At 63.7% G+C, this 24,533-nt stretch carries 25 protein-coding genes; 14 read left to right on the forward strand and 11 right to left on the reverse strand.

Annotation, left to right across the window (positions count from 1 at the left end):
• Complete coding sequence (locus tag NKI22_RS04570; protein ID WP_502897681.1) at positions 1 to 2,214, reverse strand: TonB-dependent hemoglobin/transferrin/lactoferrin family receptor; 2,214 nt, start codon at positions 2,212 to 2,214, stop codon at positions 1 to 3.
• 201 nt (positions 2,215 to 2,415) lie between these two features.
• Between NKI22_RS04570 and hemP the strand changes: the two genes are divergently transcribed.
• Genes hemP through NKI22_RS04595 form a run of 5 tightly spaced genes read left to right on the forward strand, consistent with a single transcriptional unit; the run spans position 2,416 to position 6,515 of the window.
• Positions 2,416 to 2,622, forward strand: a complete 207-nt coding sequence (hemP, locus tag NKI22_RS04575) for a hemin uptake protein HemP (RefSeq protein WP_023720005.1) — start codon at positions 2,416 to 2,418, stop codon at positions 2,620 to 2,622.
• Between the two features lie 9 nt (positions 2,623 to 2,631).
• On the forward strand, positions 2,632 to 3,693 hold the full coding sequence (locus NKI22_RS04580; protein ID WP_352814605.1) for a hemin-degrading factor: 1,062 nt from the start codon (positions 2,632 to 2,634) through the stop codon (positions 3,691 to 3,693).
• A gap of 11 nt (positions 3,694 to 3,704) precedes the next feature.
• The gene (locus NKI22_RS04585; protein ID WP_023720007.1) at positions 3,705 to 4,607 is read left to right on the forward strand and encodes a heme/hemin ABC transporter substrate-binding protein; all 903 of its coding nucleotides are present in this window, start codon (positions 3,705 to 3,707) and stop codon (positions 4,605 to 4,607) included.
• 5 nt (positions 4,608 to 4,612) lie between these two features.
• Positions 4,613 to 5,716, forward strand: a complete 1,104-nt coding sequence (locus NKI22_RS04590; protein ID WP_023720008.1) for a FecCD family ABC transporter permease — start codon at positions 4,613 to 4,615, stop codon at positions 5,714 to 5,716.
• A gap of 10 nt (positions 5,717 to 5,726) precedes the next feature.
• Positions 5,727 to 6,515 (forward strand): heme ABC transporter ATP-binding protein, encoded by a 789-nt coding sequence (locus NKI22_RS04595; RefSeq protein WP_023720009.1) that lies wholly within the window; start codon positions 5,727 to 5,729, stop codon positions 6,513 to 6,515.
• 13 nt (positions 6,516 to 6,528) lie between these two features.
• On the opposite strand, the gene rirA is transcribed toward NKI22_RS04595, so the two are convergent.
• On the reverse strand, positions 6,529 to 6,990 hold the full coding sequence (gene rirA / locus NKI22_RS04600) for an iron-responsive transcriptional regulator RirA (RefSeq protein ID WP_023720010.1): 462 nt from the start codon (positions 6,988 to 6,990) through the stop codon (positions 6,529 to 6,531).
• A gap of 191 nt (positions 6,991 to 7,181) precedes the next feature.
• Between rirA and NKI22_RS04605 the strand changes: the two genes are divergently transcribed.
• The 3 genes from NKI22_RS04605 (at position 7,182) to NKI22_RS04615 (ending at position 9,635) form a co-directional block, all read left to right on the forward strand.
• Entirely contained in the window at positions 7,182 to 8,486 is a 1,305-nt protein-coding gene (locus NKI22_RS04605; protein WP_023720011.1) for a DUF445 domain-containing protein, read from the forward strand.
• An 84-nt stretch (positions 8,487 to 8,570) separates the two neighbouring features.
• Entirely contained in the window at positions 8,571 to 8,999 is a 429-nt protein-coding gene (locus NKI22_RS04610) for a phasin family protein (protein ID WP_023720012.1), read from the forward strand.
• Positions 9,000 to 9,137: 138 nt separating this feature from the next.
• Positions 9,138 to 9,635 (forward strand): MaoC family dehydratase, encoded by a 498-nt coding sequence (locus tag NKI22_RS04615; RefSeq protein ID WP_023720013.1) that lies wholly within the window; start codon positions 9,138 to 9,140, stop codon positions 9,633 to 9,635.
• A 245-nt stretch (positions 9,636 to 9,880) separates the two neighbouring features.
• On the opposite strand, the gene NKI22_RS04620 is transcribed toward NKI22_RS04615, so the two are convergent.
• Positions 9,881 to 11,284: an aminotransferase-like domain-containing protein gene (locus NKI22_RS04620; RefSeq protein ID WP_352484216.1), complete on the reverse strand. Its 1,404-nt coding sequence runs from the start codon at positions 11,282 to 11,284 to the stop codon at positions 9,881 to 9,883.
• 104 nt (positions 11,285 to 11,388) lie between these two features.
• Here NKI22_RS04620 and NKI22_RS04625 point away from each other — a divergent pair, with 104 nt between their 5' ends.
• Both NKI22_RS04625 and NKI22_RS04630 read left to right on the forward strand, forming a co-directional pair.
• Positions 11,389 to 12,282 carry a DMT family transporter gene (locus NKI22_RS04625; protein WP_352643872.1) on the forward strand — a complete coding sequence of 298 codons (894 nt, stop codon included), beginning with the start codon at positions 11,389 to 11,391 and terminating at the stop codon, positions 12,280 to 12,282.
• A gap of 181 nt (positions 12,283 to 12,463) precedes the next feature.
• Complete coding sequence (locus tag NKI22_RS04630) at positions 12,464 to 13,321, forward strand: alpha/beta fold hydrolase (protein ID WP_023720016.1); 858 nt, start codon at positions 12,464 to 12,466, stop codon at positions 13,319 to 13,321.
• On the opposite strand, the gene NKI22_RS04635 is transcribed toward NKI22_RS04630, so the two are convergent.
• On the reverse strand, positions 13,290 to 14,705 hold the full coding sequence (locus tag NKI22_RS04635) for an MFS transporter (RefSeq protein ID WP_031194301.1): 1,416 nt from the start codon (positions 14,703 to 14,705) through the stop codon (positions 13,290 to 13,292). The two genes, NKI22_RS04630 and NKI22_RS04635, sit on opposite strands and share 32 nt — an antisense overlap.
• Before the next feature lie 208 nt (positions 14,706 to 14,913).
• Here NKI22_RS04635 and NKI22_RS04640 point away from each other — a divergent pair, with 208 nt between their 5' ends.
• The gene (locus NKI22_RS04640; RefSeq protein WP_352495984.1) at positions 14,914 to 15,807 is read left to right on the forward strand and encodes a LysR family transcriptional regulator; all 894 of its coding nucleotides are present in this window, start codon (positions 14,914 to 14,916) and stop codon (positions 15,805 to 15,807) included.
• Between the two features lie 20 nt (positions 15,808 to 15,827).
• Here NKI22_RS04640 and NKI22_RS04645 read toward each other — a convergent pair whose 3' ends face one another.
• From NKI22_RS04645 to NKI22_RS04660, 4 genes are all read right to left on the reverse strand, one after another.
• Positions 15,828 to 16,868 (reverse strand): zinc-dependent alcohol dehydrogenase family protein, encoded by a 1,041-nt coding sequence (locus NKI22_RS04645; RefSeq protein ID WP_023720018.1) that lies wholly within the window; start codon positions 16,866 to 16,868, stop codon positions 15,828 to 15,830.
• A gap of 34 nt (positions 16,869 to 16,902) precedes the next feature.
• Complete coding sequence (maiA, locus tag NKI22_RS04650) at positions 16,903 to 17,553, reverse strand: maleylacetoacetate isomerase (protein ID WP_352484220.1); 651 nt, start codon at positions 17,551 to 17,553, stop codon at positions 16,903 to 16,905.
• Positions 17,554 to 17,557: 4 nt separating this feature from the next.
• Complete coding sequence (locus NKI22_RS04655) at positions 17,558 to 18,268, reverse strand: fumarylacetoacetate hydrolase family protein (RefSeq protein WP_023720019.1); 711 nt, start codon at positions 18,266 to 18,268, stop codon at positions 17,558 to 17,560.
• Positions 18,269 to 18,461: 193 nt separating this feature from the next.
• Positions 18,462 to 19,448: a methyltransferase gene (locus NKI22_RS04660; RefSeq protein ID WP_352484221.1), complete on the reverse strand. Its 987-nt coding sequence runs from the start codon at positions 19,446 to 19,448 to the stop codon at positions 18,462 to 18,464.
• A gap of 479 nt (positions 19,449 to 19,927) precedes the next feature.
• On the opposite strand from NKI22_RS04660, the gene NKI22_RS04670 reads away from it, so the two are divergent.
• Positions 19,928 to 20,950, forward strand: coding sequence for an acyltransferase family protein (locus NKI22_RS04670; RefSeq protein ID WP_023720021.1), 1,023 nt, complete (start codon positions 19,928 to 19,930; stop codon positions 20,948 to 20,950).
• Positions 20,951 to 20,967: 17 nt separating this feature from the next.
• Here NKI22_RS04670 and NKI22_RS04675 read toward each other — a convergent pair whose 3' ends face one another.
• A complete protein-coding gene (locus NKI22_RS04675; RefSeq protein WP_023720022.1) occupies positions 20,968 to 21,465 on the reverse strand; it encodes a GNAT family N-acetyltransferase in 498 nt (165 codons plus the stop codon).
• Between the two features lie 23 nt (positions 21,466 to 21,488).
• Entirely contained in the window at positions 21,489 to 22,253 is a 765-nt protein-coding gene (locus NKI22_RS04680; protein ID WP_023720023.1) for a copper homeostasis protein CutC, read from the reverse strand.
• Positions 22,254 to 22,479: 226 nt separating this feature from the next.
• Here NKI22_RS04680 and NKI22_RS04685 point away from each other — a divergent pair, with 226 nt between their 5' ends.
• A complete protein-coding gene (locus NKI22_RS04685; protein WP_023720024.1) occupies positions 22,480 to 22,923 on the forward strand; it encodes an SRPBCC family protein in 444 nt (147 codons plus the stop codon).
• Positions 22,924 to 23,042: 119 nt separating this feature from the next.
• Positions 23,043 to 23,498 (forward strand): carboxymuconolactone decarboxylase family protein, encoded by a 456-nt coding sequence (locus NKI22_RS04690; protein WP_023720025.1) that lies wholly within the window; start codon positions 23,043 to 23,045, stop codon positions 23,496 to 23,498.
• A 27-nt stretch (positions 23,499 to 23,525) separates the two neighbouring features.
• On the opposite strand, the gene NKI22_RS04695 is transcribed toward NKI22_RS04690, so the two are convergent.
• Positions 23,526 to 24,434, reverse strand: coding sequence for a LysR family transcriptional regulator (locus NKI22_RS04695; RefSeq protein ID WP_352484223.1), 909 nt, complete (start codon positions 24,432 to 24,434; stop codon positions 23,526 to 23,528).
• Between the last annotated feature and the right edge of the window lie 99 nt (positions 24,435 to 24,533).

The raw sequence follows: 24,533 nt of genomic DNA on the forward strand, positions 1-24,533 counted from the left end.
TCAGCCTCCAAACCGCATGGTCGCCGCCAGCTTCAGGGTGACGCCGGGCTCGTAGACGATACTCGTGGTCGACGCGTTCAGTGGGTTGGCGTATTTGACGTCGAACAGATTGTCGGCGCGGAAATCGACTTTGAAATTGTCGGTCGCCTGGTAGCTGGCGAAGGCATTGACCAGCGTATAGTCCTTGGCCACCGCGTTGCCCTGCGGCTTGCCGTTGTATTGCACCTCGCCGCCGACAGTCAGCCTGTCCTCGAGGAAGCGAAAGCCGAGTTGCCCGGTGACCTGGGAGGAGGGGACGGTGACAAGGTCCGCCCGCTCGCCTTCATAGGAAATCGTGTGGCCATCGGTGAACGACGCCGAAAGCCCGGCAAAGCCCCAGGCTGCGTCATAGACGCCCTCCATCTCGAAGCCGTGGATCTTGGCCTTGGCGAAATTCTGATACTGGAAGCAGATCGGGATGCCCGGACCGAACGGGCAGCCGCTGGTCGGGTCGAACGCCGATAGCGTCACGCCGTCGATGTAATCGTCGACATTGTTGTTGAAATAGGCCGCCTTCAGCCGCAGCGCGTCGTCGGCCTCGATGACGCCGTTGGTGCTGTAGTTGACGCCAAACTCCACGGTCTTGCCGGTTTCGGGCTTGAGATTGGGATTGGGGAGGAACGGGAAGCTGACGCCTGCCGGATGATTGCCGCTGATCAGGGTCTCCGATAGCGAAGGGGAACGGTAGCCTTCTGCGTAAGTGCCGTAGAATTGCAGGCCGGAAAGGCTGGCGCTTTCGAAGGGCGAAATGCCCACTGTGATGCGTGGCGACAGCCGGTCGCCAGAGGTTTCGCCGACATCGCTGTCTAGCTTGTAGCTGTCGTAACGCAGCCCGGCGATGACCTCGAGCCAGTCCCAGGTGAGCTTGTCCTGGACGTATGCGCCGGAGACGGTTCTATCGCCCGAGGGCGTGTAGAAACTGTCGCCGCCCGCCGTGCCGCCTGTCTCGACATCGTCGCCAACCCAGTCGCCGCCATAGGTCAGCTCATGCGCGATCCCAACGGTCTCGAATCTCGACGTGTTCCAGATGTCGATGCCGGAGGTGCCGATGTCGAACGTCGATTTCGAACCCGCCGGCAAAACCACGGGCAGACCGGTGACCGGATCAAACCGGTTTTGCGCCACAAGGGTCGTCAGATCGAGCTTGGTCTTGTTGTAAGAGGCGTTGATGTGGAGATCGAGCCAGCTCTTGTCTTCGTCGGTGATGTTGTAGCGGGCCGTGAAGGTATTCGCCTTCAGGTCGGCGTCGTTCACCGGCGCGCTGCCGCTGGTCTCGGTCCATCCGTCGTTCGAGCCGATCCAGCCGAGCTTCAACTCGCTGTTTTCGCTGAGGCGGATGGTCGTCTTGAGGAGGCCGCTCAAGACATCGAAGCCGGTGCCTGCTACGGTGTCGCCGCCGCCATGCTTGTAGTCGTCATAGTCGCGGTAGACGATGTTGCCGAGCACGTCCCAATTCTCGTTGATCCGGTAGGCGCCGGTGGCGCTGGTGGTCCAGCCTTCACCGTTGGTTTCGTAACGCCCGGTCGCGGATGCCGCCCAGGTCTCGTCGGGCTTGAGGAAATCCTGAGCATCCTTGGTATCGAAAAAGACGACGCCGCCGATCGCCCCGGAGCCGTAGGTATTGGCGACCGGACCGCGGATCACGTTGACGGATTTGATCAATTCGGGATCGATGTAGAAGGTCGATTGCGTGCCGTGATCCGAGCGCTGGAAATTCTGGCGGGCACCGTCGACGATGACGGAGACGCGGCCGAAGTCCTGCAGGCCGCGGATGTTCATGCTGGAGCTGACACGCCTTGCGTCGGCCTGGACGGCGACACCCGGCACACCGAACAGCATGTCGTTGGGCGTCGTCGCCATGCGGCGCTCTAGCTGTTCCTCGTCGACATGGCTGGCTGAAGCAAGCGACTCGATCGCCGTCTCGCCGGTGCGGCTGAGGATCAGGATCTTGTCGAGCAGCGTGGCACCGGCCGGGGCGGGCTTTGCCTGTTCTGGCGGTTGAGACGGGTCAGTCTGCTGCTGGTCGGCTGCCGGTTGGGCAGCCTGCTGGGCGCCGGCCGGTGCGGCGAGCAGCGGGATCGCCGCGGCGCCGGCCAGCAACGCGGCCATTTTGCTTGTCATAAAACAGTGTGCCAGGCCGCTGCCCGCCGGCCGTCCCCAATTCGCCAACCCCATGCTGCAACTCCAAGAATCCATGTTCGATGCTGGCTGGCTTGGGGCTCGCTGGCATTTTTCATCGCGTCCGGCGTCTTAAATGTTGACTCATTTACTCCGGTATTGCACTGCTAGATAACATGACCATTCGAGTCAAGAATTGAATCGGCATTTCACGCAGGCGCCGAGCCAGATGCCCGGCACAGAACAGGGAGCGAACCCATGAACACGCACAATCCCAGCGACTTTCGCTATCGCGTCCGCCGTTCCGACGAAAATTCCGTCCGTTTCGAACGGGTCCAATCGGCCGTGAGAACGCTGTCCAGCAACACGCTGTTCCAGGGCGAGCACGAGATCGGCATCGAACATCACGGTGCGCTGTATCGGCTGAAGATCACCCGGCAGGGCAAGCTCATCCTCAACAAGTAGGTGGTGGAAATGGACCAGCGCGTAAAACCCGCCCCGCACGAGATCCGACGGGCACGGGTAGACAATCCGAAAATGCGCGAGCGCGACCTCGCCGCCCAACTCGGTATTTCGGAGGCCGAACTGGTCGCCGCGCATTGCGGCGACGGGGTCGTGCGGGTCGAGCCGCGTGTCAACGACCTTTTGACTGGTCTCGAAGCTGTCGGTGAGGTGATGGCGCTGACCCGCAACGAAAGCGCGGTGCACGAGAAGATCGGCGTCTACGACAAGGTCGTCACCGGCAATCACAATGCCATGGTGCTCGGCGAAAACATCGACCTGCGCATCTTCCCGAAAGTCTGGGCGCACGGCTTTGCGGTGGAAAAGCGCGACGGCGCCGACATCCGTCGCAGCCTGCAGTTCTTCGACGCCGCAGGCGAGGCGATGCACAAGGTGCATCTCAGACCCGCATCCAACCTCTATGCCTATCAGAAGCTGGTGGCCGGGCTGGAATCTCCGAACCAGGAACCGACGGTGGCGATTTCAGCGGGCGCGGCTGACGACGAGATCGAGACTGCGGACAATTCGGCCAGCGTCGAGGATCTGCGCGACCGCTGGAGCCAACTAACCGACGTGCATCAGTTCTTCGGCATGCTGAAGACACTGAAGCTCAGCCGCCGGCAGGCGGTGCGCTTGGTCGGCCAGGATTATGCCTGGCTGGTCGATAACGATGCGGTGAGCGCCATGTTCAACCACGCCGCCGCTGGCGCCATGCCGATCATGTGCTTTGTCGGCAATCGCGGCTGCATCCAGATCCATTCCGGCCCCGTCGCCTCGATCAAGCCGATGGGACCATGGCTCAATGTGCTCGACGAGACCTTCCATCTGCACCTGCGGACCGACCACATCGATGAGGTCTGGGCCGTGCGTAAGCCGACCAAGGACGGCCATGTCACGTCGCTCGAAGTCTATGGCACCGACGGCAAGATGATCATCCAGTTCTTCGGTAAGCGGCATGAGGGCGAAAGCGAGCGCGAAGACTGGCGCTTTCTGGCCGAAAACATGCCGCGTATCCCAAGCCCGACCGCAGCCTGAGGAAAACGACGATGGTTCTTTTCTCCAGGCTGCCATCGGTCTCCAGGTCGGCGCTTGGTCCTGCGGCCGCTGTTTTCCTGGCGTTCGCCGCGCTGATGCCCGCTCAGGCCGCCGAAGGCATCGCGACTTTTGCCGACCGCTCGAGGATCGTGGCCATCGGCGGCTCGATCACCGAGATCGTCTACGCGCTCGGCGAACAGCATCGCCTTGTCGCGCGCGATTCGACCAGCCGCTATCCGCAAGCGGCGGCGGAACTGCCCGATGTCGGCTACATGCGCCAGCTGTCGCCGGAGGGTGTGCTGTCGGTCAATCCGTCGGGCATATTGGCCCTGCACGGCAGCGGACCGAAGGAAGCCGTCGACGTCTTGAAGAAATCAAGAATCCCGTTCATCGAGGTGCCCGAGCGCTATGATAATCAAGGCATTCTCGAAAAGATCCACATCGTTGGCAAGGCGCTCGGCGTCGACGCCAAGGCCGATGCGCTGGCAGCCGAGATTGACGCCAAGCTGAAGGCAGCCGAAAAGCAGACCGCCTCGATCAAGGAGCGCAAGCGCATCCTGTTCGTGCTGTCGATGCAGGGCGGCAAGCTGCTTGCCGCCGGCAGCGACACCGCAGCCGACGGCATCATCAAGCTTGCGGGCGGCATCAACGCCATCGACGGCTTTGCCGGCTACAAGCAATTGTCGGACGAGGCAGTCATCACCGCCAGGCCGGACGTGATCCTGATGATGAACAATGCCGGACCGGCCACCGCGGATGACGAATTGTTTTCGAACCCTGTCGTGGCTTCGACGCCGGCGGCCCGCAAGCTGATCCGCATGGACGGCGGCTATCTGCTCGGCTTCGGCCCGCGCACGGCCGACGCTATCCACGATCTCGCCGTCTCGCTCTATGGCGGCCAGGTCACGGATTGAGCGCGATGGCCGATCAGTCGATCGCTGATGCGGCGGGCATCATGGCGACGGCAGCCGAGGGTGACCGTTCGCGGCGCGCCCGCCTCGTCATCGTGCTGCTCTGCGTCGGGCTGGCTATCGCCGTGCTGTTGTCGCTGACCTCCGGCGCATCCGATGCCTCGGCCATCGGTGTCATGCACGACTGGCTGTTCGGCGCGTTGCCCGGCGACGCGGCATTGAGCGCCCGCGACCATGTGATCATCCATGACATCCGTCTGCCGCGCGTCATTCTGGGCGTACTGGTCGGCGCATCGCTTGCCGTCTCCGGTGCCGTCATGCAGGGTTTGTTCCGCAATCCGCTGGCCGACCCCGGCCTGATCGGCGTTTCGGCCGGATCGAGCCTCGGTGCGGTCGCCGTCATCGTGCTTGGCTCGACGATGCTGGCGCCGCTGACCTCGGCGCTCGGCACGCTGGCTCTGCCGCTGGCTGCGTTCTGCGGCGGGCTGGCGACGACATTGCTGCTCTATCAGGTCGCGACACGGCAAGGCCGGACCTCGGTCGCCACCATGCTGCTCGCCGGCATCGCGCTGGCGGCGCTTGCCATGGCGCTGACCGGCATCCTGATCTTCATGGCCGACGACCGGCAATTGCGCGACCTGACCTTTTGGCAGCTCGGCTCGCTGGGCGGCGCAACCTGGCAAAAAATCGGCTCCGTCGGGCCGATCATCGTGCTGGCGCTGGCGGCAATGCCGTTCCTGGCGCGCGGCCTCAACGCGCTGGCGCTTGGCGAGGCGACGGCCGGCCATCTCGGCATTCCGGTGCAGCGGCTGAAATACACCGCGATCGTCGGCGTCTCGGCAGCGGTCGGCGCGTCGGTCGCCGTCAGCGGCGGCATCGGTTTTGTCGGCATCGTCGTGCCGCATTTGCTGCGCCTGCTGATCGGCCCCGACAACCGTTACCTGCTGCCGGCATCGGCGCTGCTCGGCGCCGCGCTGCTGCTGTTGGCCGACGCCGTTGCCCGCACCATCGTTGCCCCGGCCGAATTGCCGATTGGGATCGTCACCGCGGTCGCCGGTGCCCCGTTCTTCCTGTGGATCCTGCTGCGCAAGCGCGGCGTCATCGACCTGTGAAAGTTTGCCTATGATTGAAGCGCGCGATGTCTCGGTGGCGATCGGCGGCAAGCGCATTGTCGCCAATGTCGATTTCGAGGCGCGGCCGGGCGAAATCGCGGCCATTGTCGGCCCCAACGGTTCGGGCAAGACGACCTTCCTCAGAGCACTGTCCGGCGATCTTGGCTATTCGGGAGAGGTCACCATCAACGGCCGCAATCTATCGGCGATGAAGCCGGTCGAGGCGGCGACGGTGCGCGCGGTGCTGCCGCAGGCGACGACGCTGTCCTTCCCGTTCACTGTGCGTGAGATCGTCAGGCTGGGCCTGGTCGGCGGGCGCTCCGGCGCGCTGCCCGGCGAGGACCAGCGCCTGCCCGAACGCGCGCTGGCGCGCGTCGACCTCGACGGTTTTGCCGGCCGCTTCTACCAGGAATTGTCCGGCGGCGAGCAGCAGCGCGTGCAGCTTGCCCGCGTACTCTGCCAGGTCTGGGCGCCGGTGCTCGACGGCAAGCCGCGCTATTTGTTCCTCGATGAGCCGGTGTCCAGCCTCGACATCAAACACCAGCTGATCATCATGGACATCGCGCGTGATTTCGCCAGACGGGGCGGCGGCGTGGTCGCCATCCTGCACGACCTCAATTTGACGGCGATGTATGCCGACCGGATTTTCGTCATGCATCGCGGCAGGCTCGCCGCTACAGGTTCGCCGCAACAGGTACTCAGCGATGAGCTGATCGAAAAGGTCTTCGATTGCCGGCTGAAGGTCGGCGTGTTGCCTGCAGGAAACATGCCGTTCGTTTTGCCGCAATCGGCAGCTTAGGCAATCAGAAAAATCAGGCGGCCGGCGCCCGTTGCACCAGCATGTCGATGCCGAGCAGGTGTCGCACATTCGGGCGCGCCGCCACCAGATCGGCGATCGTGTAGCGCGACAGCACGGCGAAGAAGGCGTTGAGCGCTTCGCGCAATGCCGAATTCAAGGCGCAGCTGTCGACCAGCGGGCATTCGGCGGCGTCGTTCTCGAAGCACTCGGCCATGGCAAAGCTTTCCTCCGTCACCCGCACGACATCGAACAGGCTGATCGTTTCGGCCGCGCGACCGAGCCTGACGCCGCCATTCCTGCCGCGCACCGTTTCGATCAAGCCGTTTTCGACCAGTGGCTGCAGGATCTTGAACAGGAAAAGTTCCGATACCGAATAGGCGGCGGCGATCTCGGGGATGCGGCTCAGCCGTTCGGTATTGGCGGCGCAATACATCAGAATGCGCATGGCGTAGTTGGTCTGACGGGTAAGCCGCATTGTGTCCTCACATAGCAGTGGTTGGGGTCAATATGGCCTATAGTTTGGAACAATTCCAGACTGGCGCTGCATAATAGATGAATTCAGGCGTCAAGTTTGCATGCGCGATTGCGCGCACCGGGATCAGCGGCGCGCTTTCTGTGGGAAGCGACATTAGATAAGTTCGCATGATCGATCAGGAGCGGCCCACCATGTCACGACCAGCCCCGGTTCTTGCATCCGTCGCGTTCGCCCGGTTCGACACCGACGCCGATGCCAAGCTTTCGGCGCTCAGGCGCACCAAGTTCGCTGCCACCGCAGCACTTGCGTTTTGCGTGCTGATCTTTGCGGCGGCGAAATCGTTCGAGAGCCGGCATGCGTGGTTGGGCTTTGTTGCCGCTTTCGCCGAGGCGGCGACGATCGGCGGGCTGGCCGACTGGTATGCGGTGGTAGCGCTGTTTCGGCGGCCACTCGGCCTGCCGATCCCGCATACGGCTATCATCCCGGAGAACCAGAACCGAATCGCCGACAATCTCGGCCGCTTCATCGAGGTCAATTTCCTGGCGCCGGAGCCGGTGCGCGAAAAGCTCGCCGAAGTCGATTTTTCCGCGCTGGTCGCGGACTGGCTGGCCGACCCGAACCGCGCCGCCGACCTGTCGCGTTTTGTCGGCCGGCTGGTGCCGCAGACGCTGGCGGCGGTCGAGCAATCCGGACTGCGCGGCTTCGTCACCAGCCGTATGCTGGAGCAGATCGAAAAGGTGCCGCTGGCGCCGCTCGCCGCCGAGTTGCTGTCGGCGCTGACTGACGATCGCCGCCACCAGAAACTATTCGACGAGTTCACCAAGGTGGTCGGCCGCTTCTTGAGCGACGAGCAGGCGCTGGCGACGATGCGCGAGAAGATCCGCGAGGAACTGCCGTCGCTGTTCAACCTGTTTCGCGCCGACGCCTATCTGTTGAAGAAGATCGTTGCGTCGGCCGGCTCGCTGCTCGATGAAGTGCGCGCCGATCCGCACCATCCAATGCGCGCCGAATTCGACCTTTTCGTCGCGACTTTCGTCGAGCGGCTGAGGACATCCAAACAATATGCCAGGCGCGCCGAAAAGCTGAAGCGAGATTTCCTCGCCCGGCCGGAACTCAGCGCTCTGGCCGGCGACATGTGGGAGAGCCTGCGGCTGTTCATCGAGCAGGACGCCAAGGCGCCGAATTCGATGATCCGCGACCATCTCGCCACCATGTTCGTCGAGGTCGGCCGCCATCTTGCCGACGACGCGCAGATCAGGGCCGACATGAACCAGGGGTTCATCGTGGCGCTGGCATCCTTCGTCGAAAGCCAGAAGAGCGGCGTGTCCAAATTCATCGCCGACCAGGTCAAGCGCTGGGACCTCGCGCAACTGACAAGGCTGATCGAGATGAACATCGGCAAGGACCTGCAATATATCCGCTTCAACGGCATGATCATCGGTGGCCTTGCCGGGCTCGTGCTCTACACCGCCGAACGGCTGTTTCTCGTCGGCTGACCTCGTCCGAATGGACCGCTGAGCTTCGCTGCACTATCTTCCGTGCAGTGGCGGCGTTCACGGCAACAGGGGGAGAGTACCAGCATGGCAAAACGACCGGATTCCGAGTCCTTTATCGACATGTTCGGCAAGTTCGGCCGCGACCTGAAGCTGCCGAATGTCGATGTCGAAGCGATCCTCGCCCACCACGCCAAGAACCTGGAAGCGCTGGAGAAGTCGGCCAGGGCGAGTGCCGCCGGAGCGTCGGCGCTGTTGTCCAGGCAACGCGAGATGCTACAGGACACGCTGCGCGAAATCACCGACATGGCACAAAACTACAGGGCGCCCGGCAATCCCCAGGAAATGATGCAGAAGCAGGCGGCGTTCGCCAGGAGATCCTTCGAGACCGCGCTGAAGAATGCCGGCGAGATGGCCGAACTGGCGAGGGCGTCCGGCACCGAATCCATCGAAATCCTGCGCAGCCGCATCAAGGAGGCGATGGAGGAGATCCGCGCCGGCCACGACAAGAAATAAGCTGTTCCCCAGCAGCACGCTTGCCGGCGGCGAAGACTGGCGGTTCGCGGCCGAAGATTATGGGCTGGAATCGCACTGACGAATTGACAGGGGCGGCCCGTCGTGGTCCGGAACAGGCAAGCGATCGGGAAAGCAGGAATGACGCAGATACGGCCCACGACGCCGCCGACCTTCGAGCAACTCAGGGCGATGGCCGGGCAGGAATTAGGCGTCTCGGACTGGACGCTGGTCGATCAGCACCGCATCGACCAGTTTGCCGAATGCACGGGCGATCATCAATGGATCCATGTCGATCCCGAGCGGGCGAAGCGGCAAAGCCCGTTTCGCACCACGATCGCGCATGGCTATCTGACCCTGTCGATCATCGGCGCGCTGGCGCTTGAGATGGGCATCGTACCCGAAAACACGCAGGCCGCTTTCAACTACGGTTTCGACAAAGTGCGTTTCGTGGCGCCAGTCAGGGTCGGCTCGCGAATCAGGCTGCGCACCACGCTGTTGTCGATGGAAGACAAAGGCCCGGGGCAATATCTGATGAAGGCTTCCAATACGGTCGAGATCGAAGGCGAGCAGAGGCCGGCGCTGACCGCCGAGACGCTCGTCATGCTTTACGCACGCCGCAAGCGGGCCGGCACCTGAGAGACCGTTTGGAAACTCTACTCTGGCGGCCATCTGATCGCGTTTTCTGCGCTTCCGGCCTTCGCCGGCCGAAGCACCGATCAGCGGTCGTGGCAGTTAAGGCTACGGCCGGCGTAGGCCGGTGCTCACGGACCTAAATGTCCGCTGCGCTCCGGTTCTCGAAACCACCACCATATGACTCGCCAGAGCGAATTTCGAAACAGTCTCCGAGGACACGGGCTCAGACAGGCGTGCGGCGGTGCAAATCAGCGCGACATCGCCTGTTCAAGCGCCCTGAAAATCCGGTCGTCTCCGGACTGGGCGACGTTGAAGCGCATGAAACGGCTGGCCGACCGAGACAGGCTGAACGCATTGCCGGGCGCAAGCACGACGTTGGCCGACAAAGCGTGACGGGCGACATCCGCGGCATCTATCCCCTCCGGCAGCCTGCACCACAAAAACATGCCGGCCGGCTGATCTATCCATGGCACGATGCCGATGGCCTTCAGGCGGGCGCTGGTTTCTTCCACGGCGCGCGAGAGCCGCGCGCGCAGCAGATCGACGTGCTTGCGATAGAGGCCGTCCTTCAGCAGCGTCAGCACCAGTTCGGATGCAAGCCGCCCGCTGCCAAAGGACGTGGCGATCTTGAGATCGGTCAATCCTTCCATCCAGTCGCGAGGAGCGGCGATGAAGCCGCAGCGCACCGATGCCGAAAGCGTCTTGGAGAAGCTTCCGATATGGATGACCCGGCTGAGACCGTCGAAGGCCGCCAGCCGGGGCGCGGGCGTATGTTCGAAATCGGCGAAGATATCGTCCTCGATAATCGTCAGCCCCGACTGGTCGGCGAGCTTCAGCAGCCGATGGGCGGCGACGGGCGACAATATCGCGCCGGTCGGATTGTGGAGCGCGGAATTGGTGATGTAGAGGCGCGGCCGGTGCTCGTTCAGCGCTTGCGCGAACAGCTCGATGTCCGGCCCCGAGCGTGTGTAGGGAACGCTGATCACCTTGGCCCGATGGGCGCGCAACAGGGCATGGAAGTTGAAATAGCAGGGATCGTCGACCAACACGGTGTCACCCGGTTCGAGCAGAAACCTACACAGCAGGTCGATCGCCTGGGTGCCCGATTCCGTCAGCATGATCTGGTCCGGGGAGGCTTCGATACCGTGCTCGGCCATGCGCCGCGCCAGCAGATGGCGCAGCGCCGGCAAGCCGAGCGGCGTGCCGTAATCGGTCAGCGCGGCATCGTCGGCGCGGGCCATGGTCCGCAGTGCGCGGCGCAATCCGGCCTCGGGCATCCATGCGGCCGGCAACCAGCCGCAACCGGGTTTGAGCACATTGTCGCCAGCTTCCAGCGATTGGCGCGAGACCCACAGCGGGTCGACAGCACGGTCAAGCCTGGGGCCGATCTCGGCCAGTGACAGCGGAGCCAGCGATCCGGCGGCATAGAAACCCGAGCCCGGCCGCGAGCGGATCATGCCTTCCGCCGCAAGACGCTCATAGGCTTCGACCACGGTGGATTTGGAAACCTGCATGGCCTTGGCGAAAGCCCGGATCGAAGGCAGCCGCATTCCCGGTGTCAGGCTGCGCGCGGCGATCCTGTGCCTGATCGTCGCCATGACGGTTTCGACAAGCGTCCGGCTGCCCTCATCTGTTGTCGTCTGCTCGTCCATCCGTACTGCTCAGCCTACCATGACGGTTTTGTCGAACTGTACCTCATTGTCTCTGGCGGAGCCATACGCCCGGCCCGATAGAGGGCGAAACGAGCGGGGCATCGATGGACAAGGCGGTGAGTGGTGGGGCGGCGAGTAGCTGGGCGGCGAGCGGCTGGGTCAACGGGTTCATAGGCGTGCTGATCTTCAGCGGTTCGCTTCCGGCGACGCGCGTGGCGGTGATGGATTTCGATCCGGTGTTCGTGACGGTCGCCCGTGCGGCTTCGGCGGGCATTCTCGGCCTCGCGCTGCTGCTCGTTTTTCGCCAGAAGCGACCGGAGCGGCAAGATCTGTTCTCGCTGGCGATCGTCGCGCTTGGCGTCGTGGTCGGCTTTCCCCTGCTGACAGCGCTGGCGCTCAAGCACATCAATTCGGCTCACTCGATCATTTTCGTCGGCCTGTTGCCGTTGGCGACCGCGATCTTCGGCGTGGTTCGAGGCGGTGATCGCCCGAAACCGGCGTTCTGGCTGTTCTCGTGTCTCGGCAGCGCCCTTGTTGCCGGTTTTGCAGTGACGCATGGCCTCTCGGTCTCGCCGCTCGGCGACATCTTGATGCTGGCCGCCATCATCGTGTGCGGATTGGGCTATGCCGAGGGAGCGGCGCTGTCGCGCAAGCTCGGCGGCTGGCAGGTGATCTCGTGGGCGCTGGTGCTGTCGCTGCCGGTCATGCTGGCGCTGACGTTCATCACCATGCCGCCGTCGCTCGAAAGTGCCGGCAGGGGCGCGTGGATAGGTTTGGCGTATGTGTCGCTGTTCAGCATGCTGATCGGTTTCGTGTTCTGGTATCGCGGCCTGGCGCAAGGCGGCATCGCCGCGGTCGGGCAGCTGCAACTGCTGCAGCCTTTCTTCGGCCTTGGGCTGGCGGCAGCGCTGCTGCATGAGCAGGTCAGTCCCGCCATGATCGCCGTCACCGCCGCCGTCGTGCTTTGCGTCGTCGGCGCCAAGAGATATGCGAGATAGGTGCGCCGGCGCAGTCTTGAACTCGATACAATCGCGTCCAGTTGATACCAAGAGCTGCCGACCTGGCGGAACGGCGTCTCCGAGGCGCCGAATCGGCCAGCGTGGCGCAAGGCGCGAAGTGGGCCTTGCGCGGCGTGGAGAAAAAGGGGCAATTTTGGTGCCTGGGATCCAGAAGATACGCTTGTCCTCGGGTGGCGAGGTGGCCGTCCGGACGGCTGGTGATGCTTCCGAACCCGCGCTCGTGCTGCTGCACGGCTTTCCTAGCTCGTCGCGGACGTTTCGCGACGTGATCGCGCCGCTCTCCGGCAGCGTCTATGTCGTGGCGCCGGACCTGCCGGGCTTCGGCGCATCCGATCTGCCGCCCGAGCCGTCGTTCGACATGCTGGCCAGCGCGATTGAAGAGCTGCTCTCGCGTCTCAACGTTGGCCGCAGGTTTCTCTATTTGCATGATTTCGGAGCCCCGGTAGCGCTTCATCTCGCCATGCGCGCCCCGGAACTCGTCGAAGGCCTTGTCGTCCAGAATGCCAATGCCCACCGCTCCGGCTTTGGTTCGCAATGGGCAGACACATTGGACTTCTGGGCTGAGCCGAATGCGGCGAATGAGCAGGCCGCCACCGCCCATCTCACCCTCGAGGGAACCCGCGACCAGTACGTCGCCGGCCTGCCAGCCGAGATCGCGGCGCAGATCGATCCAGGTGGTTGGATTGAAGACTGGCGGGTCATGTGCCTGCCGGGACGACTTGATCTGCAGAAGGCGCTCATTGCCGACTACGGCCGATATGTCGACCGGTTCGCGGCGGTGGCTGATTATCTGGCGAAGCGTCAACCCCGAGCGATGCTTCTTTGGGGTCGCCACGATGCCTTCTTCGACATTGCAGAGGTTCAATCGTGGCTTATGGATCTTCCCCGGATGGAGGCCCACGTCTTCGACGCAGGCCATTTCCTTCTGGAGACGCATGCGCTCAGGGCTGCTGAACTGATGCTGGAGTTCGTCGCTGGCGGCTCAGCTAAGCGCGCTGGCCGCGGCGACCAGAAATAATCGCAATGATCAAAGCCGCCACCACCAGGGCCGTCGCGACCTGGAAAGTGACCTGCATGCCGCGTGCGGCTGCCGCAGATGCCAATACCTGCCGACCGGTGCCTTCGCCTCCGCCAGCCGATGCGAAGGCAAACACCGCGCCCATCACCGACGCACCGGTGATCAGGCCGAGATTGCGCGACAGATTGAGCAGGCCGGAGACGACGCCGCGCTGGTCGGACGCGACGCCGGTCATCACGGCTGAATTGTTGGCGGTCTGAAACAGGCTGTAGCCGGTGCAGACGATGATGATTGGCACGACATAGCCGGCAATACCGAATTCCGCCTGCGACAGAATGAAGATACCAATGGCGAGATCGAGCAGGCCGACGATCATCATCCGGTGCGCCCCGAAACGATCGACCAGGCGTCCGGCCGGCAGCGCCGCCAAGGCCGTAACCAGAGGGCCGGCCGACAGAACCAGCCCGACCATGGCTGCGTCCAGCCCAAGCGCGCGCGACAGATAGAATGGCGCGACCACCAGCGTCGCCATCATCACGGTGGCGACGACCAGGCTCATGGCGAGGCTTGCGTTCAAGGCGCTATCGCGGAACCTCGCAGGCTGGATCAAAGGGTTCTCGGCGCTTGTCTGCGCAATGACGAACAGCAGGCCACCCACGGCAGCGGCAATCAGCAAGCCGACATTGAGAGAACCAAAACTGCCGCGCCCAAGGGTCATGGCGAGCGCATAGGCGGCTAGCGTCAGCGCGAGCAAAGCCGTGCCGATGCCGTCGAAACCGCGGCGATCCGGTTCCGCTGACTTTTTTCCAGCCGGCAGGACGCGACGGGCGAGCGCGAAGGCCAGCGCCCCCAACGGCAGATTGATGAGGAAGATCGCTCGCCAGCCGAGACCGGCGATCAGCAGTCCGCCAAGCGAGGGGCCAAGCGTGGTGCCGATCGCGGACATGGCGCCGAGCAGGCCCATGGCGCTGCCGGTTTTTTCCCGGGGAACCGTGTCGGCGATAAAGGTCAGCGTCAGAGCCATCATGACGGCCGCGCCGAGCCCCTGTGCCGCCCTTGCGGCAATCAGCAGCCAGAGCGTCGGCGCGAGCCCGCAAAGCACCGATGCGAAGGTGAACAGGCCAATGCCGCCGAGCAATAGCGGGCGGCGGCCGAATATATCGGCGAGTCGCCCGGCGCTGACGATCAAGGTGGTGATGGCGAGCAGATAGGCAAGAACGACCCATTGCACGAGCTGGAACGATGCGCCGAATGCCTGCATCAGCGATGGCAGCCCGACGCTGGCGATGCTGGTGGCGAGCGACGACAGCAGCGTTGAAAGCGACAGGCTGGCCAACGCCCATCGGGCCGAGCGGACGCTCACCGGGGCCGTTTCATTCCCGATCTTTTCAGCCCCGGCCTTTTCAGCCCAGCTCTTTTCAGACCAAGTCTTTTCAGCGGTCGATGCCACGGTGAACTCCTCTGCCGGCAAGCCCCCAAAATCGGAGCTGTCGGAAGCTATTCCTCTGCTTGATGTGGCGGAAGGCGCAGTATTTGCATCTTATTCGTGCATGAAACGCCACGTCACCGCTGAGCTGTGTTATGGTCCTTCCATGTCGTCACCCGATCTCAATCTGCTTGTCGCCCTCGATGTGCTGCTGAGCGAGGGCAGCGTCGCCCGTGCTGCCGCGCGGCTGCACCTCAGTCCGTCGGCGATGAGCCGGACGCTGGCGCGGCTGCGCCAAGCGACAGGCGATCCATTGCTGGTCCGGGCCGGCCGTGGCCTGGTTGCGACACCGCGCGCGCAGGAATTGCAGCAGCAGGCAGGCCGCGTCGTGCAGGAAGCTGAAGCGCTCCTGCGCCCGGCCACCTTGCTCGACCTCTCATGCCTCGACAGCGTTTTTACGCTGCGCGCCAATGAAAGCTTCGTCGAGGAGTTCGCGCCGCGTCTCGTCGCCCGTATCGAAGCGGATGCGTCTGGCGTGCAGCTGCGTTTTGCGCCGAAATCCGACAAGAACGACATGTCGCTGCGTGACGCAGGGATTGATCTCGAAATCGGGGTTGCCGGTGAAACGAGCCCTGAAATGCGTATTCAGGCGCTGTTTCGCGACCGCTTCATCGGTGCGGTGCGAATGGGCCATGAGCTGAGCGAGGGTCCGGTGACGCCGGCCCGCTATGCGGCCGGCCGCCACATCAGCGTTTCGCGGCGTGGTCGCGAAAAAGGCCCGATCGACGAGGCCTTGAAACTGCTGGGTCTCCAGCGGACGATTGTGTGCATGGTTTCCAGCTTCTCGGCCACGCTCGCCATGGCGCGCGCCTCCGATTTGATCGCCAGCGTCCCCGAGCGGCACACGCTAGGCGCGCGCACGGGCATGTTCAGCTTTCCGTTGCCGGTCGACGTTGCCGAGGTCACGATCTCGATGCTCTGGCATCCGCGGCTCGACGCCGATCCGGCGCAACGCTGGTTACGCGCCTGCGTGCGGGAAGTCTGCGCCTTTCTCCGCTAATCCAGAGTCGGGTCGCTGATCTAGAATCGGGTCACCACGCCGATGCCGATGCCTTCGAAGCCGCCCATAGCCATCAATGCGGCCGGCGCTTCCTCGAGGCTGATCTTCTTGCCGACCAGCAGTTCGGGCTTAAGCTTGCCGGTGCGGATCATCTCCATCATCGCCTGATAGCGGAAAGCCTGCATGCCGTGGCTGCCGCGGATCTCGAGCTCGAAGGCGATCACCTTGTCCATCGGTATCTGCGGCCTGGCATGCTCGCCGAGCATCAGGCCGACCTGCACATGGCGGCCGCGCCGGCGCAGGTTCGCGATCGAGTTGAACGACGTCGTCGGATGGCCGAGCGCGTCCATCGACATATGCGCGCCGCCATTGGTGATCTGCTTGACTGCCTTGACCACGTTCGGCGTCTTTGCCGCGTTGATCGTCGCCACCGCGCCGATCGTTTTGGCGAAGTCCAGCTTCTCGTCGGTCAGGTCGATGGCAACGACATTGGCGCCCATGGCGCTGGCGATCATGATCGCCGACAGGCCGACGCCGCCGCAGCCATGCACGGCCACCCATTCGCCGGGCGTCACCCGGCCCTGGTCGACGATGGCGCGGAACGAGGTGACGAAGCGGCAGCCGAGGCTGGCGGCGGTGGCGAATTCCATCTCGTCGGGCAAGCGCACGAGATTGGTGTCGGCGTGGTCGATGGCGACATATTCGGCGAACGAGCCCCAAGCGGTGAAGCCGGGCTGGAACTGGTGCTCGCAGACCTGGTGGTTGCCCGAGGTGCATTCGGAGCAGCGGCCGCAGCCGACGGCGAACGGCACGGTGACGCGCTCGCCGGTCTTCCAGCGGGTCACCTGGCTGCCTGTGGAGACCACGACGCCTGCCAGCTCGTGGCCCGGCACATGCGGCAGGCGGATGCCGTCGTCGTGGCCCATCCAGCCATGCCAATCGCTGCGGCAAAGGCCAGTCGCCTCGACCTTGATGACGACGCCTTCCGGCGAAGGCGTCGGATCCGGCACGGTCTGGATCGTCGGCGCCTCGCCGAATTTTTCGAAGACGACGGCTTTCATCGGCAGTTCCTCATCACTTCATGCAATTTGCGGTCTACTCGGCATCGATCTGGTTCTCCGGCGCCGCCTTCTGGAACGCCGGCAGCGCCATGCAGGCGGCGTTGATGCGCGCGATCGTCGGGTAGGGCGTCATATCGACGCCGAAACGGGCATTGCTGGTGACCTGTGCGACCAGGCAGATATCGGCTAGCCCCGGCGTGTCGCCATGGCAAAAGGTCTTTGTCTCGGGCGAGGAAGCCAGAATCTTTTCAAGCGGCTGGAAACCTTCGTTCACCCAATGCCGGAACCAGTTGGCGACGTCCTGGTCGCCGGCGCCGAACAGCGTGCGCAACGAGGTCAGCACGCGCAGATTGTTCACCGGATGGATGTCGCAGGCGATCATCTGCGCCAGCATCCTGACGCGGGCGCGGCCAGGCGCATCCTTGGGCAGCAATGGCGGCTCGGGCGTGGTCTCGTCGAGATATTCGATGATCGCCAGTGATTGCGTCAGCAGCGTGCCGTCGCCCAGGATCAGAGCCGGCACCAGACCTTGCGGATTGACCGCGAGATAGGCGGGTTCGAGATGCTCGCCGTGGCGCAGATGATGCGGCACGTATTCGTAGGCGAGGCCCTTCATCTCCAGCGCGATCCGCACCCGGTAAGACGTCGAGGAGCGGTAGTAATTGTGAAGGACGATGTCGCTCATCGGATCACGGGCCCGGTTGGCCGATGGTCAGCTCGATTTCGCCGATGCCGTCGACGCCGCCGGTGATCTTTTCGCCCGGCCCGACCGCGCCGACGCCGGCCGGCGTGCCGGTGAAGATCAGGTCGCCGGGCTTAAGTTCTACCGCCTCGCTGCAAATCGAGACGATGTCGGGAACCGGCCAGATCAGTTCGGCGAGGTCGCCGTCCTGCCTGATCTTGCCGTTGACGGCGAGCCAGATACGGCCCTTTTCGGGATGGCCGGATGTTTGTGCCGGAACCAGCGGGCCGCAGGGCGCCGAACGGTCGAAGGCTTTCGACCAGTCCCACGGTCGTGCCGCCTTCTTCGCCTCGTCCTGAAGGTCGCGGCGGGTCAGGTCGACACCGACGCCGTAGCCCCAGACATGGTTCAGCGCCCGCTCGCGCCGGATGCGGAAGCCGGCTCCGCCGATCGCGACGACTAGCTCGATTTCGTGATGCAGGTTTTGGGTCAGCGGCGGGTAGGGGATGATCGTGCCCGAACCGACCGCCGCATCGACCACTGCGTCGCCTGGCTTGGTGAAGAAGAAGGGCGGGTCGCGCTCATCATTGCCGAGCTCGCGGGCATGGGCGGCGTAGTTGCGGCCGACGCAGAAGATGCGACGCACCGCAAAACGCTGCGGCGAGCCGGCGACGGCCACCGACGGGGTTGCGGGCAGGGGGAGGGCGAAGTCTGTCATGCACTGTCTCTGCTTCAGTGAATCTGTCGCCGGCACATTCGGCCGATTTGGATCACCGGGCAAGGCATTGCATTTCAGAAGAGCTACGCCCCGCCGCGCGGCGCGGCCTGAATTTAGTCGCTCGTGTCCTCGTCCGTGCCCTGGCGGGCGGGCTCGGAGAGCCTTGCGTCCGAAACCAACCACTCAGCCACGATCAGCCCGTGAGGCGCGCACGAAACAACGTGGAGCCGTCCGTCAGGCGCGACCTGGAGATATCCCGGAATCCAGCCTCGGTCATCCATGCGCGATACTGACCTTCAGTGTACGATTCGCCGTGGCGATAGAGGTTCAAGAAGGTGAGATTCAGAAAGACACCCTCAGGCGGGCCGAGGCGGTCGTCATCGACGACACCCCACCCCGCAATTGCGATCTCGCCTCCGGGTGTGAGGCAACGCGCCGCGTTCAGGATCGAACTGCGCGCCTGGTCCGGCGGAAGGACCTGGACGACGGCCTTCAGGATCGCCAGGTCGTGCCGACCGATCGATGGTGCGACAGTTATGTCCCCCTCTTCGACAACCACGTCGTCGGCACCGTATTCTGACAGGATATCTGGCGCGACCGCTGCCACCGTTGGGAGTTCCATCAGCGTCGCCGCAATCTGCGGCCGCCGCTCGCGAAGTCCGACGAGAATGGTCCCGGAGCCCCCGCCGATGTCGATCACCGAACCGATCGCAGAGAGGTCCATCTCCCGGGCCAGATGTCGGCCGAAAATCACCCCGCCCGGTGCGAGCAGGCGGCTGAAGGCCGCCGCGGCCTCGGGCCCCGCTTCGGAAAAGTCGTGCAGCGCAGCCGGCCGGTTCTGTCGCAGCGACTCTGCGGTCAGCAGGTCGGCTCCCCAGAGCTCGCGCAGGAGCGCATGATCGCCGCCGCGGTAGGTCGGTTTGGACGCGTCGAGGAAGGCCGACGCTTCGGCTCCATTGCGAAATTGACCATCCTTGACTTCGAGGAGACCGATGCTGGCGAGCGCGTAGAGGAGCCGCGACAGACGATCGGGCTCGACTTTGAGCGCGGCCCCAAGGCTGTCGGCAGTCACCGCGCTGCCGCCGAGCCGGGTGAAGATGCCGAGGTCCAGCCCGGCGCGAAGCGCCAAGGCGGGGGGCACCGCTGCGATCAGGTTGTCGATCCGATCAGAATCCACCATGCCACATTCCCTTCCGCGATCCAGAACCGACTTTGAGCTCAACTTGCTGGTTACACCGCATATGTGACACTTCCGTTCGGCATGTCCGTCCACCAGTTTGGTGACAGACCCTCTCTTTATCGAAGGAGAAACACAAGGCCTTCCACCGGCGCCGGCGACAATGGCCTCTTCCGTTCGAAGGAGATCGAGGCGGCGCTCGCCGGAAGCTTCGTGGCCTCGGCACTGGCCGGCGTTAAAGTCGCGGCGGATAATTTGATGAGCGACATGAATGGTCGGCCGACTACCGCGCCAGTCTCGTGGCTGCCGCCAACGCCTGAGACCACCGACCTTCGGTTTTGGGGAAGGGGCCTTAACGGCCCTTTTCTGTCCGTCCCGTACTTCGGGCGTGTCGTTATCTCGCACTTGCACAAAGTTCTGGTGCGCTGCAATATAGCTGGAGGAATGCGGCCTCCAGCCCGCCTTTCGCAGAAGGGACCGGCATGACGGACATCTCCGCGGCGCGTCTTGTCGTGTCCAGGCCTGTCGCCGATAGCTCGGCAAGAACCAGGCTTGCCTATCTCGACGGCTGGCGTGGCCTGTCGATCGCGCTGGTGCTGATCGGCCATTTCTTCCCCGTTCCCGGCATCAATCTCGGCGTCCTGGGCGTCGAATTCTTCTTCGTGCTCAGCGGCCGGCTGATGGCCGAGATCCTGTTCGTCGAACACTATCCGCTGAAGAAATTCTTCAAGCGCCGGTTCTCCCGCATCTACCCGGCACTGATGGTTTTCGTCGTCGCCGCGGTGGTTGCCTTGTCCGGCACATTCATCGCCTTCAAGTGGAAGGCGGCGCTGACGGCGCTGACGTTCACTTACAACTACGCCGGAATTCTCGTCACCCGCGCCGGCGCGCTCGACCATATCTGGTCGCTCTGCGTCGAAGAGCACGCCTATGTCATCCTGGCGCTGATCGGCGTCGTCGTCTCGGGGCAGTCCCGGGTCATCGTGCTGCTCGGCGCATTGTCGGTGCTGGCCATGGCAAACGGCGCCATCTCCTACTGGGTGCTCGGAATAGGCTACGAGTCCACCTATTGGCGCACCGACGTGCACATCGCCTCGATCCTGCTGTCAGCGGTGATATGCCTGCTCAAGGCCGACGACAGGCTGCCGGCGCTGCTCAAGGGCCCACATGTCGCCCTGGCGGCCGCTGTCGTGGCGGTTCTAGTGTTCATGGCTGCCGTGCCAACCCCGATCCACTATCTGGTCGCGGTGCCGCTGTTGGCCCTCGCCGTCAACTCGCTCGACTTCAGCAGTTGGTACCTGACCGGGTTTCTATCCTCCCGGCCGATGACGATGCTGGGGCTGTGGTCGTATTCGCTCTATCTTTGGCAGCAGCCCTTTTATCAATTCGTCGACATACAAGGCAGTTCGCCGTGGCTGATGTTGGCGGCGGCGTTCGCTTGCGCTCTGTGCAGCTACTACATCGTCGAAAAGCCGACCCGCTCCTGGCTGAACCGCAATTGGTAGGGCGAGGCGGCTGCCGTTCAGCCGGCGATCCGTCTTAGATAATACCGCACGGCTTTCTTGCCGCCGTGGATTACCGCGTCGCCCACTTCCATGAAGCCGAGTGCCGCGTGGAAGGCGTCCGAAGCCGGATTGGGTGGCTCGGCATTGACCTCGCAAGTGACGATCGCCTGGCCGGCGCGTGACGCCTGCTCGAACAGATCCTCGTACAGCCGGCGGGCATGACCCCGGCCGCGCGCATTGGCGCCGACCACGACGCGATCGACATAGACGAAGCGCGGATAGCGCTCGCGAAACCACAGGAAATTCGGGCTGTCGTAGCTTGCGTCCTGGTCGAAGGTCATGATGAAGGCTTCGAGTGCACCGATACGGCGCGCGTAAAACGCTTCGCCAAGCAGGAAGGAAAGGCGCTCAGGTTCGAGCCATGATAATTCCGCAGCGTGCTCGTTGTTGAGCGCGAGGATTGCGGGCTCATCCCGCGGCAAAACCAGCTCGATCGGCAATCGCGTTTCAATCATTTTCTTTCTTCTGTCTTCCAGGATCATGCCCGGGCAGCGGCGATGGTCGCCGCCACCAGTACCTCGTCGGTCACGGTGTTGCGGTATTCGCGGTCGAGGTCGGTGCCGCCCATACCGACTTTCGGGTTGCGATAGCGCATGGCGCTCGGCACGTCCTTGAGCGCGGCGAAGTGCATTTCGCTCACCCCGGTTTTCCTCCGCACCTCGGCAATGTTCTGCGGGTCAAGCCCGCCGCAGCCGAGGATGATGATGCGGTCGCCAGCCTGCCTGACCAGATCGGCGAGCAGGTCCGCGCCCTCCAGCGCCGTGTCGCGCTGGCCGCTGGTCAGCACACGGCCGACCTTGCAGCGGATCAGCGATTCCAGTGCCTCGGTCGGGTCGCGGGTCATGTCGAAGGCGCGGTGGCAGGTGACGTTCAAGCTCCCCGCTGCCTGCGCCAGTTCGCTCATGCGCTGCTCATCGATCGTGCCGTCGGCAGCGAGGCAGCCGATAACGACACCGGCGACGCCAAGCTCGGCAAGCGCTCGGACATCGGCGAGCATCGAACGATATTCGGCCTCGCTATAGAGAAAATCGCCGCCACGCGGCCGCACGATGACGTGGAACGGGATCGTCGCTAATTCAAGCGCCGTGCGCACGGTGCCGAAGCTCGGCGTGATGCCGCCCTCGACCAGGCTGGCACAGAGCTCGACACGGTCGGCACCGGCGGCTTGCGCGGCCAGCAGGCCGTCTATGCCTTCGACGCAGATCTCGATCAGCGGCAGGCGAGGGCGTTCGGTCTCGGTCATGGGCGATCCGTTGATGATTTCAGCTGGCCAGCGGTAGCATCGGGCACGGTGCCTTGAAAGCCGGAAGTGTGGGCTCAATGTGCTTGCGGGCGCGCCTGCCATTCCGCCGCTTGACACATTCATAACTTAAGCGTTATACGTAACTCATAGCTGATGGGTTATTGGTTCTCATGGAGAGCGCGTTGTTGAATAGCCCAGCCAAACCGCAAACAACGGGTCCCAAGTCATGACTGAAGCAACCACAATCGAAACCAAATCCATTGTCGTCGAGCGTCTGATCCCGCATGCGGCTGAAAAGATATGGCGCGCACTGACCGTGCCGCATCTGGTTGCCGAATGGCTGATGGAGAACGACTTTGCGCCTGAGCAAGGCCATCGCTTTACCTTTCGCGCGACGCCGGTGCCTGGCTGGTCCGGCGTGACGAACTGCGAGGTGCTGAAGATCGAGCCGCCACGCCTGCTCGCCTACAGCTGGGGCGACGGCACCGAATCCGACAGCGGTCTGAAGACCGTGGTGACATGGTCGTTGACGCCCGAAGGTAAAGCGACGCGGGTGCGCATGGAGCATTCCGGGTTCCGGTCCGAGGACGAGCGCGGCTACATCGGCATGGGAAGCGGTTGGCCGCGCATTCTCGAGCGGCTTGAGCGGGTGACTGCCTGGCAAAGCTGAATATCCCGGCGCTCGCCTTGCCGCAACGCGGCGGCCGGCGAACTGACAGAACCAAGAAATATCGAGACCCCGGATGTTCGTCGTCCGGGCTTGAGAAAACACGCCCGAAGGAGACCACTATGCAAGCACGATTGAAAAACCCGGTGATGCTCATTCCTGGCGCTCTGCAGGCGCTGCTCGCGCTGGACAAGTCGACGGAAACGGCCGATCTGTCCTATGTGACGCGCAAGCTCGTCCATTTGCGCGCCAGCCAGATCAACGGATGCAGTGTCTGTATCGATATGCATGCACGCGAATTGAAGAAGGCCGGTGAAAAGGATGAGCGCGTCTTCACCGTGTCGGCCTGGCGGGAAACACCTTACTTCACCGACGCCGAGCGCGCCGCGCTGGCGCTGACCGAGGCGGCGACCCGGTTAGCCGACCGGCCAGACCCGGTGCCGGATGCGGTCTGGGATGAAGCCGCCCGGCACTATGACGAAAAGGCGCTTGCCGCACTGGTCGTCCAGATTGCCCTGATCAATGCGTTCAACCGTCTCAACGCAACCACCAGACAGATGGTCGGCGCCTGGGGCTGAACGGGGCCGGGTTCTCGCAAAGCCACATCAGATCCGCAGCTTGTGAGAATTCGCGCGCACGAAGTCGATGAAGGCCCGCAGCTTCGGCGGTACCAGGCGGCGGCTGGGATAATAGAGGTGGAGCGGCTCGTAAGCGGGACAGAAAGGCTCCAGCACCTTGACCAGCGCGCCTGAGGCAAGAAGCGGCGCGGCGAGCCCCTCGACCGCGAAGGCGAGGCCAAGCCCTTGCGCGGCAGCAGTAATGCACAGCGGAAGCGTGTTCACGACCAGACATGCGTCCGGTGTGAAAGCGACTTCGCGTTCATCCACGGTGAACTCCCAGGGCGAGATCGCGCGGGTGCGGGTGAGGGCGAATGCGATGCAGCGATGGGCGGCGAGGTCGGCCGGCCGCTTCGGCGTGCCGTTGCGCGCCAGATAGTCCGGGCTGCCCACCACGACCATCTGCAGGGGCCCGCCCAGGCGCGCGCCGATCATATCTTTCTCGAGAAGCTCGCCGATGCGCAGGCCGGCATCGAACCCCTCGGCGGCGATGTCGACGAAGCTGTCGTCGAAGATCAGATTGAGCCGCACTTCTGGATAAGCATCCATGAACGGCCGCATCAGTGGCTCGATCAGCAGCGGGGCGGCGATCCAGGGCAGGCTGAGGCGCAGCGTGCCGGCAGGACGATCGCGGGTCTCGCGCAGCGCCGCACCAGCCGCCCAGATGTCTTCGGCTGCCGGGCGCACATGGTCGAGGTATTGGGCGCCAGCTTCGGTCAAGCCAACGCTGCGGGTCGTGCGGTTGAGCAGCCGCACCCCCAGGCGCTCCTCAAGTCCTTTGACCGCCTCGCTCAACGAGGCCGGAGCGACGCCGAGCTCGGCGGCGGCGCGGGTGAAGCTCCTGGCCTCCGCAACTTTTACGAAGGCGACGATGCCGCTGAATTGGTCGAGGCGCATTGTAAGGTTTTTCCAAATAGCCCTGTCGAACTCTACTGGTTTTTCCGGTGAACAAAAGGCGTCATGTTGGGCTCGACGAACGGGCCTCGCTGTTGCGAG

Source organism: Mesorhizobium sp. M0778, from assembly GCF_040320105.1.
In the GTDB taxonomy this organism is placed as follows: domain Bacteria; phylum Pseudomonadota; class Alphaproteobacteria; order Rhizobiales; family Rhizobiaceae; genus Mesorhizobium.

Excerpts from the sequence above, each read along its gene's own strand:
- NKI22_RS04570 (WP_502897681.1), bottom strand. The coding sequence starts at position 2,214 with ATGGGGTTGGCGAATTGGGGACGGCCGGCGGGCAGCGGCCTGGCACAC.
- hemP (WP_023720005.1), top strand. The coding sequence starts at position 2,416 with ATGAACACGCACAATCCCAGCGACTTTCGCTATCGCGTCCGCCGTTCC.
- NKI22_RS04580 (WP_352814605.1), top strand. The coding sequence starts at position 2,632 with ATGGACCAGCGCGTAAAACCCGCCCCGCACGAGATCCGACGGGCACGG.
- NKI22_RS04585 (WP_023720007.1), top strand. The coding sequence starts at position 3,705 with ATGGTTCTTTTCTCCAGGCTGCCATCGGTCTCCAGGTCGGCGCTTGGT.
- NKI22_RS04590 (WP_023720008.1), top strand. The coding sequence starts at position 4,613 with ATGGCCGATCAGTCGATCGCTGATGCGGCGGGCATCATGGCGACGGCA.
- NKI22_RS04595 (WP_023720009.1), top strand. The coding sequence starts at position 5,727 with ATGATTGAAGCGCGCGATGTCTCGGTGGCGATCGGCGGCAAGCGCATT.
- rirA (WP_023720010.1), bottom strand. The coding sequence starts at position 6,990 with ATGCGGCTTACCCGTCAGACCAACTACGCCATGCGCATTCTGATGTAT.
- NKI22_RS04605 (WP_023720011.1), top strand. The coding sequence starts at position 7,182 with ATGTCACGACCAGCCCCGGTTCTTGCATCCGTCGCGTTCGCCCGGTTC.
- NKI22_RS04610 (WP_023720012.1), top strand. The coding sequence starts at position 8,571 with ATGGCAAAACGACCGGATTCCGAGTCCTTTATCGACATGTTCGGCAAG.
- NKI22_RS04615 (WP_023720013.1), top strand. The coding sequence starts at position 9,138 with ATGACGCAGATACGGCCCACGACGCCGCCGACCTTCGAGCAACTCAGG.
- NKI22_RS04620 (WP_352484216.1), bottom strand. The coding sequence starts at position 11,284 with ATGGACGAGCAGACGACAACAGATGAGGGCAGCCGGACGCTTGTCGAA.
- NKI22_RS04625 (WP_352643872.1), top strand. The coding sequence starts at position 11,389 with ATGGACAAGGCGGTGAGTGGTGGGGCGGCGAGTAGCTGGGCGGCGAGC.
- NKI22_RS04640 (WP_352495984.1), top strand. The coding sequence starts at position 14,914 with ATGTCGTCACCCGATCTCAATCTGCTTGTCGCCCTCGATGTGCTGCTG.
- NKI22_RS04645 (WP_023720018.1), bottom strand. The coding sequence starts at position 16,868 with ATGAAAGCCGTCGTCTTCGAAAAATTCGGCGAGGCGCCGACGATCCAG.
- maiA (WP_352484220.1), bottom strand. The coding sequence starts at position 17,553 with ATGAGCGACATCGTCCTTCACAATTACTACCGCTCCTCGACGTCTTAC.
- NKI22_RS04655 (WP_023720019.1), bottom strand. The coding sequence starts at position 18,268 with ATGACAGACTTCGCCCTCCCCCTGCCCGCAACCCCGTCGGTGGCCGTC.
- NKI22_RS04660 (WP_352484221.1), bottom strand. The coding sequence starts at position 19,448 with ATGGTGGATTCTGATCGGATCGACAACCTGATCGCAGCGGTGCCCCCC.
- NKI22_RS04670 (WP_023720021.1), top strand. The coding sequence starts at position 19,928 with ATGACGGACATCTCCGCGGCGCGTCTTGTCGTGTCCAGGCCTGTCGCC.
- NKI22_RS04675 (WP_023720022.1), bottom strand. The coding sequence starts at position 21,465 with ATGATTGAAACGCGATTGCCGATCGAGCTGGTTTTGCCGCGGGATGAG.
- NKI22_RS04680 (WP_023720023.1), bottom strand. The coding sequence starts at position 22,253 with ATGACCGAGACCGAACGCCCTCGCCTGCCGCTGATCGAGATCTGCGTC.
- NKI22_RS04685 (WP_023720024.1), top strand. The coding sequence starts at position 22,480 with ATGACTGAAGCAACCACAATCGAAACCAAATCCATTGTCGTCGAGCGT.
- NKI22_RS04690 (WP_023720025.1), top strand. The coding sequence starts at position 23,043 with ATGCAAGCACGATTGAAAAACCCGGTGATGCTCATTCCTGGCGCTCTG.
- NKI22_RS04695 (WP_352484223.1), bottom strand. The coding sequence starts at position 24,434 with ATGCGCCTCGACCAATTCAGCGGCATCGTCGCCTTCGTAAAAGTTGCG.